Genomic DNA, 12,736 nt, shown 5'->3' on the forward strand with positions numbered 1-12,736 from the left:
AGGTCTTGGTACCGACACTGCGGTCAGGCGACATCGTCGTGATGGATAACCTTCCGGCTCACAAGCCCGCCGCAGTCCGCGACGCGATTGAGCGGGCCGGCGCCGAGCTCCGCTTCCTGCCGCCCTACAGCCCAGACTTCAACCCGATCGAATTGGCCTTCTCCAAGATCAAGGCGCTACTCAAAAAGGCCGCCGCCCGAACCCTACAAGACCTCTGGGACGCAATCGCTCAGGCCATCGATGCCGTCACGCCGGAAGAGGCCAGAAACTACTTCACCGCTACAGGGTACGATCATGAGTGATCCGAAAACGCTCTAGAGCGCGATCGGTTCAGATCGAACCGATCTGAACCGTGAACCGCCCTCTTACCCATTAAAGACAGAGAAAATTCACACGGGCAGACGGTTCCATCTGATCATGGTTTGCGCTATCCGCGCAGGGCGTCGCGCACCGCGTCGGTGAACAGCCGAAGCTCGCCGTGGCGGTCCGGCACCGGGGCCGGGACATGGGGGAGCTGCGGGAAGGCGGACAGTGTGACGATGGCCAGCCGCTCGGCCCGGTCAAGGAAGATCCGTTGGCCCGCGAATCCATGGGCTTGTGCGCTGCCGTCCTCGCCGATCCACCAGCTGTAGCCGTAGCCCTTCAGGCGCGAACTGCGGATCGAGCCGAAATCCTGGTCCCGCGGCCCGAATAGGAAGGCGGGCGACAGCGCCTCGTCGACCCAGCCCTCCGGCAGCACCCGCCGGCCGCCGATCACGCCGTCATCGAGCACGACCTGGGCGACCCTGCCGAAATCGCGCAGCGCCATCCCGGCGCGGCTGCCGCCGATCTCGTTCCCGCCGGGCATGTCCAGGGTATAGAAGGCGTCGAACTCCATGCCCGCCGGCTTCCAGATCGTCTGCGACAGATAGTCCGCGAGCGGGCCCCCGAGGGCCGCGACCAGAACCCGGCCGAGCAGATAGGTGTCGCCGGTGTTGTAGGCCCAACGTGTTCCTGGCGGGCAGGTCCGCCTGAGCCCGCGCAGCAGCGTGATCACCCCATCCGGCGTCCCTTCCGCCAGGCATCGGCTGTACCGGTTCACATCGGAGGCCGGATCGGCATAGGCCTCGCTCCACGCCAGCCCGGATGACATGGTCAGGAGGTGACGCAAGGTCACGCCCTCGTATCCGCTTCCCCCGATGGCCGGCAGATAACGCTCGACGGGGTCGTCCAGGCCCTCGATCACCCCGTCCCGGATGCAGGCTCCGACCAGCATTGCGGTGATCGACTTCACCGTCGACATAGTGCTCCAGCGGTCGTGGTCGCGCAGCCCGAGCCCGTACCGCTCCAGAACGATGCGCCCGGCCTTCAGCACGAGCAGGCCGGCCACGACGTTGTGATCCATGAAGGCGTCGATCCCGCGCTCGATCCCGCCGCTGACATAGCGCAAGTCCAGCTCGGGGCCGTAAGGCATGGCGCTTCCCGCCCCGCTCGCCGGTACCGTCCGCGAGTGGAACAGGCGGTCGACGATCCGATACCCGTAGGCCTGAAACTGCGGCGGCCAGTACAGGAACTCTGCCGCCGGCGGCAGATGCGGCCTGGGCCCGGCGGCCGGGTGATCCGTCACGGCCGCGGTCCCACGGGGCCGGATCGGTCCGGTCGGGTATAACTAAATTGATTATACGTGGTATTTCGGACCGATAGGCTGGATCGATCTGGCATCGATGGATCAGGTCTTAGGGACGAGAGGGTCGTCCTCGTCGTCGTCGGCATCGAAATCCCAACTCGTGCCGCTCGAATCCTCCGCGTCGGAGTCACCCTCGATGTCCGCCTCCGGATCCGCATTGTCTGCTTCGACCGAGGTCCCGCCGTCCATAGACGGCGCCGGCGTCCGCGTCGGATCCACGGGACCCTTTAGATCGACTTCACCCGGCAGCGGCTCCGCCCAGTCGCCCCCACCCTCCCCGTCCGGGTCGGCATCGTCGCCGTCGTCGGCGGTGGCGACCGGTGCTTCGGAGCGCGTCGGATGCGCCGACAGACGCTCCACGATCAGGTCGAGCTGGTCGAGATCCTGGTAGCGCAGCGTGACACTACCGGACCCGTTATTGCTGTTATGACTGATCGCTACCACAAGACCTGTGCGATCTGACAGGTCCTGTTCGAGGATCCGGGTATCCGCGTCCTTCTGCTTCGGCGCGGCGGGCGTCGGAGGCGGCGTCTTCTCGCGCTGCACCAGGCGCTCGGTATCGCGCACGTTCAGCTTCCGGGTCACCACTTCGCGCGCCAAAGCCGCCGGGTCCTCCGCCGACAGCAGCGCGCGGGCGTGGCCGGCGGTGAGCTGGCCGTCCTCGACGAGAACCCGGACCTCGTCCGGCAGGTTCAGCAGCCGCAGCGTATTGGCCACATGGCTGCGGCTCTTGCCGACGGCCCGGGCGATATCCTCCTGGGAATGACTGTATTCCTCGATCAGCCGGCGATAGCCCTCGGCCTCCTCCAGCGGCGTGAGGTCGCGGCGCTGGACGTTCTCGACGATGGCGATCTCCATCGCCGTCTGGTCGTCGAACTCGCGGATGAGGACCGGGACCTCGTGCAGCTGGGCGAGCTGCGCGGCCCGCCAGCGGCGTTCGCCGGCGATGATCTGGTACTTGTCGCCGTCCGGCGCGCGGCGGACCAGGATCGGCTGGATCACCCCCTGCTCGCGTACGCTCTCCGCCAGCTCGCGCAGCTCCTCCTGGTCGAACCGCCGGCGCGGCTGGAACGGGCCGGGTGTGAGCTGCTCGACCGGGAGCGCCCGGGACTGACGCAGCCGCTCGAGCTGGACCTGCTCGTCCTCGTCCTCGCCCAGCAGGGCGGACAGGCCGCGGCCCAGCTTGTTGCTGCGTCGTTTGCCGGTTTCTTCGCTCATCTCACCTCGGACGGGCTGGTCTGAGTGGCTGGTCTAGGTGGCTAGCTCGGGCGCGTCCTCAGGCGGCGAAGGCGTTCGCCGCCAGGGTGGATTCGCGGGTCAGGACCTCACGCGCCAGGGAGATATACGCCCTCGATCCGCTGCAGGCCATGTCGTAGACGATCACCGGCTTGCCGTAGGACGGCGCCTCGGAGACCCGGACGTTGCGCGGGATCATGGTGCGGTAGACCACGTCGCCGAAATACTCACGCACATCGGCCGCCACCTGATCCGACAGGTTGTTGCGGCGATCGTACATGGTCAGCACCACGCCCTGGATCTCCAGGCCGGGGTTCAGCGCCTTGCGCACCCGCTCCACCGTGCGCACCAGCTGGGACAGACCCTCCAGTGCGTAGAACTCGCATTGCAGCGGCACCAGCACCGCGTCGGCGGCGACCAGCGCGTTCAGGGTCAGCAGGCCGAGGGACGGCGGACAGTCGATCAGGATGTAGTCGTAGGGCGAGGTCGCCGCGTGGCGCACCACCGCCTCGCGCAGGCGGAACTCGCGGTGGTCCATCTCGACCAGCTCGATCTCCGCGCCCGACAGGTCGCTGGAGGCCGGCACCACTTCCAGCCCCGGCACCGGCGTCTCGATCGCCGCCTCGGCGATCGTCGCCTCGCCGATCAGCACGGCGTAGGAATCCGCGTCGCGACCCTTGCGCGGCACGCCGAACCCGGTGGATGCGTTACCCTGTGGATCCAGGTCGATGACCAGGACCTTCTTCTTGCAGGCCGCCATGGCCGTGGCCAGGTTCACCGCCGTCGTCGTCTTTCCGACGCCACCCTTCTGGTTCACGATCGCCAGAATGCGCGGTGCCACTACCTGGTTGGTCTGTCCGTCAAGCACGGCTCACCTCCTCCAGCCTCAGCACGACCCCCCGGGAGTCAGAAATGCTGGGAGCCTTGGTGACAGCCATTTTCCAGGTGTTTTGCGCGGTAGTCAACTCGGCGTCAACCTGCTCTCCCTTGAGGAAGAGAAATACCGCTTTCTCATCGGCATATGGCGCGGCGTAGCGCAGCAGCTTATGGACCGGCGCGAGGGCCCTCGCGGTGATAATACCGGCGCGAATCGGACGTAGTGATTCGATTCGACAGGCTTCCAGGGTCGGTTTCACCCCGGTCATGCGGGCCACCTCCTGTAGGAAGGCGACCTTGCGGCGGTCGGATTCGACCATGGTGACATCGTCGCGCCCGAGAATCGAAAGCACCAGACCGGGAAACCCCGCCCCCGACCCGAAGTCCAGAACCGGCCCCGGCAGATCTTTCATGTGAGACAGGAGCTGCGCCGAATCGAGGAAATGGCGCGACCAGAGGTCCGGAAGGGTCGCCGGCGCCACCAGATTGATCCGCGCCTGCCACTTCTGGAGCAGCTCGGCATAGGCTTCCAGGGCCCGGCGCTGGGCGTCGGTCAGGGAAAGCCGCTGTTGAAGCTCGCTTGGGGTCACGCCGCTGTCTTTTTGTCCGTCTTTTTCACGTGACGCAGCAGAGCGACCGTCGCCGCCGGCGTCATTCCGGGCAGACGGCTCGCCTGCCCGAGCGTCCGCGGCCGCTCGCGCTTCAGAAGCGTGCGGATTTCCGTCGAGAGCGAGCCGATCGCATCCGGATTCAGGTCCTCCGGCAGCTCCAACCCCTCGTCCCGGCGATAGGCGCGGATATCCGCGTCCTGCCGATCCAGATATCCGGCGTATTTCGCTTCGGTGGCGATCTGCTCGACGACGGTTTCGGGGATTCCGTCGAGCGACTCCGGCCACACGGCCACCAATCTGTTCCACGTGACGTCCGGATAGGACAGGAGATCGAGGGCGGAGCGGCGTTTGCCGTCCTGATTTACTGTGAACCCCAGTCTGGCCAGCACCTGGGGCGAGCCGCCGAGGGTCTCCAGTGTTTCACGTGAAACACGCATGAGGGTCTGGCGCGCCTCGAAAGCCTCTAGCCGGACCGATCCGACCAGGCCGACACGCTGCCCCATCGGGGTCAGGCGCAGATCGGCGTTATCGGCGCGCAGCCGCAGCCGATACTCGGCCCGGGAGGTGAACATACGGTAGGGCTCGGGTGCGCCACGGGACACAAGATCATCGATCATGACCCCAATATACCCGTCTGCCCTGTCTATATATAGTGAGTCATCCGACCCACTCGCTACCAGGGTAGCGTTGGTAGCAGCGACCAGACCCTGGGCGGCGGCCTCCTCGTATCCGGTCGTGCCGTTGATCTGGCCGGCCAGATACAGGCCCGGCAGCGCCCTCACCTCGAGGTTTCGGGACAGCGACCGCGGGTCCACGTAGTCGTATTCGATGGCATAGCCGTATTGCAGAATCCGCGCCCGCTCCAGTCCGGGGATGGAGGCGACCATCTGGTCCTGCACATCCCGGGGCATCGAGGTCGAGATTCCGTTCGGATAGACCGTCGGATCGTCCAGGCCCTCGGGCTCCAGGAAGATCTGATGCGCCTCCTTGTCGGCGAAGCGGACGATCTTGTCCTCGATCGACGGGCAATAGCGCGGACCGGAGCTGCCGATCTGGCCGCTATACATCGGCGCCCGGTCCAGATCGGCCCGGATCGCGGCGTGGGTCGCGGCGGTCGTATAGGTGATGTGGCAGGGCACCTGCGGCACCGTGATCCGCTCGGTCAGGGTCGAGAACGGCTCCGGCGGATCGTCGCCGGGCTGAACCTCCAGAGCGTCCCAGTCGATGGTGGTCCCGTCGAGGCGCGGCGGCGTGCCGGTCTTCAGCCGGCCGAGGGGCAGACCCAGCCGCTCCAGCGTGAGCGCAAGCCCGACCGCCGGCGCGTCGCCGACCCGACCGGCCGGCCGCCGCTCCTCCCCGAGATGGATCTCGCCCCGCAGGAACGTGCCGGTGGTCAGCACCACGGCGGCGGCGGTCAGCGTGCGGCCATCGGCCAGGACGACCCCCCGGCAGCGCCCGTCGGTGACGATCAGATCCTCGACTCCGGCCTCGACGATGGAGAGCGTTTGGAACTCCGCCAGGATATCCTGGATGGCCGCGCGATAGAGCGTCCGGTCGGCCTGGGCTCGCGGCCCACGGACCGCCGGCCCCTTCGACCGGTTCAGCATGCGGAACTGGATTCCGGACCGGTCGATCCCCCGCCCCATGATCCCGTCCAGGGCGTCGATCTCGCGCACCAGATGGCCCTTGCCGAGCCCGCCGATCGCCGGGTTGCAGGACATCACCCCGATGGTGTCGCGCCGATGGGTCACCAGGGCCGTGCGCGCGCCCATTCGGGCCGCGGCCGCCGCCGCTTCCGCGCCGGCATGGCCCCCACCCACCACGATGATGTCAAAGGCGTTCATGGGTCTGAGATACGCAGCCCCAGCCGCCCTGTCAAAGCCCGCGCGCGATTCCGGAGTCTCCGGCGCCGTTTCACGTGAAACGACCGCCCTCCCTCCGCTATTTGCCGAGGCAGAATTCCCCGAAGATCCGGTCGAGCAGCTCTTCCACGTCCACCCGCCCCAGGATTCGGCCCAGCGCCGCGGTGGCGATGCGCAGATCCTCCGCCGCGATCTCCAGCGGCGCACCGGTTTCCAGCGCCTCCAGGCATCGCCCGACCGCCGCCCGCGCCGCACCGACCGCATCGCGATGGCGCGCCCGGGTCAGGGCCACGGACCCGACCCGGTCCATGCGGTCGGCCATCGCCGTGCCCAACGCCGTCAGAAATTCCTCGGTCCCCGCCCCGGTCCGGGTCGACAGACCGATCCAGGGCGCCGGAGCCGGCCCCTCCACCAGATCGATCTTCGTCGCGATGGCCAGCGCCGACTCCTGGACCAGGTACGGTCGCATCGCATCGCGCCCGGCCTCACCGTCCGAGGCATCGGCAAGGACAAGCGTCAGATCCGCCGCCTCGGCCCGCGCCAGGGCCCGCCGCACCCCTTCCGCCTCAATCTCGTCGGGGGTTTCGCGCAGCCCGGCGGTGTCCGCTACCGTGGCCGCATACCCGTTGATATCGAGGTGAACCTCGAGCACGTCGCGGGTCGTGCCCGCGGTGGCGCTCACGATGGCAACATCACGTTTCGCCAACCAGTTAAGCAGGGAGGACTTGCCCGCATTCGGCACTCCCACGATGGCGATCCGCAGCCCCTCGCGCACCAGCTCGGCCCGACTACCTTCGGCCAGGGCCGCGGCCATGGCGGCGTCGAGCGAGGACAGCCCGGCGCGGATCTCCGTTTGCAGGGAGTCCGGCAGATCCTCGTCCGGAAAATCGATGAACGCCTCCAGCCGCGCCATCGCGGTGACCAGGATCTCGCGCCAGCCGTCGAGCGCGGCCGCCAGTCCACCCGTCGCCTGGCGCACGGCCTGGCGGCGCTGGGCGTCGGTCTCCGCATCGACCAGATCGAGGATCCCTTCCGCCCGTGTCAGGTCGATCCGGTCGTTGAGAAAGGCCCGACGGGTGAATTCGCCGGGATCGGCGATGCGCAGACCCGGCAGCGTGGCGAGCCGGTCGCAGACCGCGGCGACCACCGCCCGGCCGCCATGCAGATGCAGCTCGACCAGATCCTCGCCGGTGGCGCTGGCCGGGCCGGGAAAGGCCGCCACCATCGCCTCGTCCAGCACCTCCTCCCTGCTGGAGTCCCGCAGGACTCGCAACGACAGGCGCCGCGCCGGCGGGACGTCGCCGGTAAGCGTGCGCAACGCCTCCAGCGCCCGCGGACCGGAGATCCGCACGACCGCCAGGGCCGCCCTTCCCGGTGCCGTCGCCGGCGCGAAGATGGTATCCTGCTCCACCGTGTCCGCCTCGTGCTGTCGATATATTGTCGATACGCCGCTGATCCTGCGCCCGTCTTATCAGGCCGTCCGCCATGCCCGCCAGCGAACTCGATACCCCGGTTGGCCGTCTGCGCGCCGTCAGCGACGGCGAGGCCCTCGTGCGCGTCACCTGGGTTCCGGCGGGCATGACCCCTACAAGCACGACCGCTGTCGATGAGGAAGAGTGCGACGCTGTTTCACGTGAAACCGTGCGCCAGCTCGACGCCTATTTCCACCAGGGACTCACCGTATTCGATCTGCCGATCCGGTTCCGTGGCGGCTCGGCCTTCGAATACAGCGTCTGGGAAGCCATGCGCTCCATCCCCTATGGCGAGACCTGGACCTACGGCGATCTGGCAGCGCGGGTCGGCGGTGTGGCCCGCGCGGTCGGCGGCGCCTGCGGCCGCAATCCGATCCCCGTGGTCGTTCCCTGCCATCGCGTCGTCGGGTCCAGCGGCAAGCTCGTCGGCTTCTCCGGCGGCGAGGGCGTGGAGAGCAAGCGCCAGCTTCTGGATCTGGAGCGCGGACAGACATCGCTGTTCTGAGGCGCGGCTTGAGCGCACCCTTCCGAAGCCCCTCCTCGGCGTGTCGGTTCCGACGCGTTGTTTCCATATGGCCGGCTTTGCTACGGTCGCGTCCAACGACGCCTGAACCCACAGCGAGTCAGAGGGGAGTCCCATGTCCACCGTTACCGTCACCGCCGCCGACGGCGGCAGTTTCAGCGCCTATGTCGCCAAGCCCTCAGCCACGCCGACCGCGGCCGTGGTCGTCATTCAGGAGATCTTCGGCGTGAATCAGGTGATGCGCGACCTGACCGACGCCTATGCCGCCCAGGGATATCTGGCGATCTGCCCGGACCTCTTCTGGCGCATCGAACCGGGGATCGACATCACCGACAAGACCGAGGCGGAGTGGCAGAAGGCATTCGACCTGTTCGGCAAGTTCGACGTCGATCTCGGCGTGAAGGACCTGATCGCCACCCTCGACCATGTGCGCGGCATGGACGGCTGCAACGGCAAGGCCGGCTCGGTCGGCTACTGCCTGGGCGGCAAGCTGGCCTATCTGATGGCCACCCGCTCCGATGCCGATGCGAATGTCAGCTTCTACGGCGTCGGGCTCGACGAGCTCATCGGCGAGGCCGACAGGATCAGCCGGCCCTATCTCTGCCATGTGGCCGAGAAGGACGGCTTCGTGCCGCCGGAGGCCCAGGCCCAGTTCGTCCCGGTGCTCGAGGCCAACAGCAAGGCCACCGTGCATGTCTACGCGGGCCAGGACCACGCCTTCGCCCGGGTCGGCGGCCAGCATTACGACAAGGCATCCGCCGATCTGGCGAACCGCCGCACGACGGAGTTCTTCAGGACCCATCTGGCCTGAGCCTTCTCACGCAAAGAATTTCCGTGCCGCCAGGCACGGCACTGCTGCCCGCGACGACGGTTCACGTCGCGCGGGTCCTGGCGTAGCCAAGCGAAGCTAGAACAGGGAACAGGGAGGACATCCCATGGTAAAAGCCATCCGCATGCACGAACAGGGCGGCCCCGAGGTCATGAAGCTCGAGGACGTCGACCTGCCCAAGCCGGACGCCGGCCAGATCCAGATCAAGCACAGCGTCATCGGCCTGAACTATATCGACACCTATCACCGCTCGGGCCTGTATCCCCTGCCCCTGCCCTCGGGCATCGGCATGGAGGCCTCCGGCACCGTCGAGGCGCTCGGTGACGGCGTGACCGATTTCGCGATCGGCGACCGGGTGGCCTACGCCGCCCCGCCGCCGGGATCCTATGCCGAGGCCCGGAACCTGGAAGCGACCAAGGTGGTCAAGGTGCCGGACTCGGTCGACGACAAGCTCGCCGCCGCGATGATGCTCCAGGGCATGACGGTGCAGTACCTGATCCGGCAGATCTACAAGGTCGGTCCGGGCGACACGATCCTGATCCATGCCGCCGCCGGCGGTGTCGGCCTGATCCTGTGCCAGTGGGCCAAGCACCTGGGTGCCACGGTCATCGGCACGGTCAGCTCCGACGAGAAGGCGGCGCTGGCCAAGAAGAACGGCTGCGACCATCCGATCATCTATACCCGCGAGAACTTCGTGGAGCGGGTGATCGAGATCACCGACGGCAAGAAGGTGCCCGTGGTCTATGACAGCATCGGCAAGGACACCTGGCCGGCCAGCCTGGACTGCATCGCGCCCACCGGCATGATGGTGAGCTTCGGCCAGGCTTCCGGTCCGATCGCGCCTGTCGATCTCGGCATCTTCGCCGCCAAGGGCTCGCTGAAGTTCACCCGGCCGACCCTGATGACCTACACGGCCACCAAGGAACTGCTCGCCGCCTCCGCGGCCGATCTGTTCGACGTGGTCGGCAAAGGCGTGGTCAGCGTTTCGATCAACCAGGAATACGCCCTGGCCGACGCGGTCCAGGCGCATATCGACCTGGAAGGCCGCAAGACCACCGGATCGACCGTTCTGCTGCCGTAACAACAGAGCCATGTTTCACGTGAAACATGGTGGGACAGGCAGTTAGCCGGCCCCCTCATACGCCACCGCCATCCTGGCGGTGGCGGTCAGGGGCAAACCCTGCATCCCCTACAATCCGTCTCCACACCCTCTCCGCCTCGGCCCGCTGGCGGTCTCGCGGCGATCGCGATAGCGTGGCGCCCATGATGACCCGCGACTCCTTCAATGCCTTCTGCGCCTCCCTGCCCGCCACGTTCCAGGTCGTGCAATGGGGCGGCTCGACGGTGTGGAAGGTCGGCAACGCCGAGCAGAGCAAGGTCTTCACTATCGCCGGATTGAGCAATGGGAGCCAGCCGGGCTACACCTTCAAGGTCTCGCCCATCGCCTATGAGATGCTGCGCGAGGAACCGGGGCTGCGCCCGGCGCCGTATCTGGCCTCCCGTGGCATGAAATGGATCCAGCAGTACGAGGACCCCGGCCTCGGGGAGGCCGACCTGAAGGCCTATCTGGCGGAATCCCACCGGCTGGCGTCCCGCAACCTCACGAAGAAACTGCAGCGCGCGCTCGGCCTGAATCAGGACTGACCGTCAGCCCGCGGCGGCGGAGACCGCCGGCGGGACGGCGTTCGGGTTGACGCCGACCGGCAGCAGCAGCCACATCCGGCCGCTGGCCGCCATCGCCCCGGCCTTGTCCCCGGCCGCAGCGCCAGAGCCCCAGAAGAAGTCTCCGCGGATCGGACCGCGGATCGCGCCGCCGGTATCCTGGGCGACCATCAGACGGCGCAGCCCACCATCGTCCCCGTAGTCGATATCGACCCAGATCGGCACGCCGAGCGCATGCTTGGTGCGGTCGACGGCGAGCGAGCGCTGGGCGGTCAGGGCCACCCCCTGGGCGCCGATCGGGCCGTCGCCGGTCAGCTCGCGGAAGAAGATGTACGAGGGATTGAGGTTCATCACCGCCTGCATCTGACCCGGATGGGCCTCCAGCCAAGTGCGGATCGCCTGCATCGACATCTCTTCCTTGGGGACATGCCCCTCGCCGATCAGGTGGCGGCCGATGGGGAAGTAGATGTGGCCGTTATGCCCGTCATAGCCCACCCGGGTGCGGGTGCCGTCGGGCAGGCGGATCAGGCCGGAGCCCTGGATATGCAGGAAGAAAGCGTCGATCGGGTCGGCCAGCCAGAAGATCGGCTGCACCTTACCGTCGAGCGCGCCGGTATCGATCTCGGCCCGGCTGTCGTAAGGCTTGAGCCGGAACCCCTCGAGCCGACCGGCGATCCGTTCGCCCTTCATGCTCTCGCGGAAATCGCCCAGATCGACCAGCACCAGGTCGCCCGGCCGCGGATAGAGCGGCACGCCATAGGTCGCGTCCGGTCGCCGCGCCCCGCGCAGCTCCGGCTCGTAATAGCCGGTGAACAGATCGTCCTTCGGAACGGCGTCGGAGGCCCGCCAGACCGTGAACTGCTCCTCGAACACGGCGCGTGCGGCGGCGGTGTCGCCGGGCGTGAGCCGTTCCATCGCCGCGCAGGCGGCGCGCCAGTCGCCGATGGTGCCGAAACGGGGACCCGGAGTCAGCGGCTTGGCGTCCTCGCCGCGCAGCATCCGGGAACAGGACCGGCGCATGGCCGGCACCGCGGCGGCCACGTCGTCTTCGGTCCAGCCCGGCAGGTCGGAGAAGCCGGCACGCGCCAGCAGCAGCGTCCCACCGTCGGCGGTCTCGGGCGGTTGATCGGCCGAGCATGCGGCAAGGACACCCAGCAGCAGCGAGGCCGCAAGCGCCCGGAGGCGAGGTTTATTCCTCGGGGACACGGGCGGCGACCAGCTCCCAATTCGGATCGCTGGACCGGACGTCGCGCTCGAAGGTCCAGATATCGGTCAGGACTTCGATCTTGTCGGGATCGCCGTCGACCACCGTTCCCGCCGCATCGCGGGTCACCTTGACCTGCTCGGTGACGAATTCGACGGTCACCCGGGCCTCGTGGCCATCCAGCTCGGCGCCGGTGATCTCGACCGAACGAAAGCTGACGATGGTGGTTTCCTGGGTCTCGTTGGCCTGTTCCCGCTCCTCGATCGCCTGGACGAACCCGCCATAGAGCGGGCCGGAGATCAGGGATTTGAGGGTGTCGACGTCGCCGGCGGCATAGGCCTGGACGATCATCTCGAACGCGCCGCGGGCGCCGCCGACGAATTCCTTATCGTCGAAGCTGTCGTCGGCCAGCTTGATGCGCATCAGGCTGGCGGTCAGCGGATCCCGCTCGTCGATGTCGTCCGGCTCCTTGGCGGCGCGGTCGGGCAGCGGAATGATATTGTCCTGCTCGCTCTCATTGGCGGCCGGCGGAGCGCTGAACGGATCCGGCCGCTGCTTCTCGTTGCCGGTACGCCGGCCGAGAACGCTGCGCAGCTTTAAGATCAAAAACCCGGCTATCATCGCGTAGAGGATGATTTCGAAGAGTGGAAAACTGGATCCCATACCTGTTGCGCCCTCCGGGTGGACCGAGCCGCACCCGCCCGTTTAGAGTGCCCGCCCCGGACAGCGGTCGCCACGGCGGTCGCGGCGCCGGTGCATCCATGAGGATGCGGGCATCGCTTCGACGGCCATCGG

Annotated in this window: 13 protein-coding genes; 5 read left to right on the forward strand and 8 right to left on the reverse strand. The window is 67.5% G+C overall.

Annotated elements, in window-relative coordinates; genetic code table 11:
- Positions 1–302 (forward strand): transposase (locus BLS34_RS10365; protein ID WP_139189106.1); only part of this gene is annotated, 302 nt, incomplete at its 5' end.
- A 125-nt stretch (positions 303–427) separates the two neighbouring features.
- Here the strand turns inward: BLS34_RS10365 and BLS34_RS10370 are convergent.
- The 6 genes from BLS34_RS10370 to mnmE form a co-directional block, all read right to left on the reverse strand.
- Positions 428–1,606: a serine hydrolase domain-containing protein gene (locus tag BLS34_RS10370; RefSeq protein WP_093150117.1), complete on the reverse strand. Its 1,179-nt coding sequence runs from the start codon at positions 1,604–1,606 to the stop codon at positions 428–430.
- Positions 1,607–1,708: 102 nt separating this feature from the next.
- A complete protein-coding gene (locus BLS34_RS10375; protein WP_093150119.1) occupies positions 1,709–2,884 on the reverse strand; it encodes a ParB/RepB/Spo0J family partition protein in 1,176 nt (391 codons plus the stop codon).
- A gap of 58 nt (positions 2,885–2,942) precedes the next feature.
- Positions 2,943–3,770, reverse strand: coding sequence for a ParA family protein (locus BLS34_RS10380; RefSeq protein ID WP_281169195.1), 828 nt, complete (start codon positions 3,768–3,770; stop codon positions 2,943–2,945).
- Positions 3,763–4,368: a 16S rRNA (guanine(527)-N(7))-methyltransferase RsmG gene (gene rsmG / locus BLS34_RS10385; RefSeq protein ID WP_093150121.1), complete on the reverse strand. Its 606-nt coding sequence runs from the start codon at positions 4,366–4,368 to the stop codon at positions 3,763–3,765. Before rsmG ends, BLS34_RS10380 begins: the two co-directional genes overlap by 8 nt.
- The gene (gene mnmG / locus BLS34_RS10390; protein WP_093150123.1) at positions 4,365–6,233 is read right to left on the reverse strand and encodes a tRNA uridine-5-carboxymethylaminomethyl(34) synthesis enzyme MnmG; all 1,869 of its coding nucleotides are present in this window, start codon (positions 6,231–6,233) and stop codon (positions 4,365–4,367) included. Before mnmG ends, rsmG begins: the two co-directional genes overlap by 4 nt.
- Before the next feature lie 97 nt (positions 6,234–6,330).
- Positions 6,331–7,662 (reverse strand): tRNA uridine-5-carboxymethylaminomethyl(34) synthesis GTPase MnmE, encoded by a 1,332-nt coding sequence (gene mnmE / locus BLS34_RS10395; protein WP_093150124.1) that lies wholly within the window; start codon positions 7,660–7,662, stop codon positions 6,331–6,333.
- A 74-nt stretch (positions 7,663–7,736) separates the two neighbouring features.
- Between mnmE and BLS34_RS10400 the strand changes: the two genes are divergently transcribed.
- The 4 genes from BLS34_RS10400 to BLS34_RS10415 all read left to right on the forward strand — a co-directional run bounded on the left by BLS34_RS10400 (position 7,737) and on the right by BLS34_RS10415 (position 10,719).
- Positions 7,737–8,228 carry a methylated-DNA--[protein]-cysteine S-methyltransferase gene (locus BLS34_RS10400; RefSeq protein ID WP_093150126.1) on the forward strand — a complete coding sequence of 164 codons (492 nt, stop codon included), beginning with the start codon at positions 7,737–7,739 and terminating at the stop codon, positions 8,226–8,228.
- 133 nt (positions 8,229–8,361) lie between these two features.
- Positions 8,362–9,057, forward strand: a complete 696-nt coding sequence (locus tag BLS34_RS10405) for a dienelactone hydrolase family protein (protein WP_028796114.1) — start codon at positions 8,362–8,364, stop codon at positions 9,055–9,057.
- Between the two features lie 124 nt (positions 9,058–9,181).
- The gene (locus tag BLS34_RS10410) at positions 9,182–10,156 is read left to right on the forward strand and encodes a quinone oxidoreductase family protein (RefSeq protein ID WP_028796115.1); all 975 of its coding nucleotides are present in this window, start codon (positions 9,182–9,184) and stop codon (positions 10,154–10,156) included.
- 185 nt (positions 10,157–10,341) lie between these two features.
- Entirely contained in the window at positions 10,342–10,719 is a 378-nt protein-coding gene (locus BLS34_RS10415; RefSeq protein WP_093150492.1) for an MmcQ/YjbR family DNA-binding protein, read from the forward strand.
- 3 nt (positions 10,720–10,722) lie between these two features.
- On the opposite strand, the gene mltA is transcribed toward BLS34_RS10415, so the two are convergent.
- Both mltA and BLS34_RS10425 read right to left on the reverse strand, forming a co-directional pair.
- The gene (gene mltA, locus BLS34_RS10420) at positions 10,723–11,943 is read right to left on the reverse strand and encodes a murein transglycosylase A (RefSeq protein ID WP_093150128.1); all 1,221 of its coding nucleotides are present in this window, start codon (positions 11,941–11,943) and stop codon (positions 10,723–10,725) included.
- Positions 11,927–12,604 (reverse strand): Tim44/TimA family putative adaptor protein, encoded by a 678-nt coding sequence (locus tag BLS34_RS10425; protein WP_028796118.1) that lies wholly within the window; start codon positions 12,602–12,604, stop codon positions 11,927–11,929. The genes mltA and BLS34_RS10425 overlap by 17 nt, the downstream gene beginning before the upstream one ends.
- Positions 12,605–12,736: the final 132 nt, after the last annotated feature.

It is taken from the genome of Thalassobaculum litoreum DSM 18839 (assembly GCF_900102465.1).
GTDB lineage: Bacteria > Pseudomonadota > Alphaproteobacteria > Thalassobaculales > Thalassobaculaceae > Thalassobaculum > Thalassobaculum litoreum.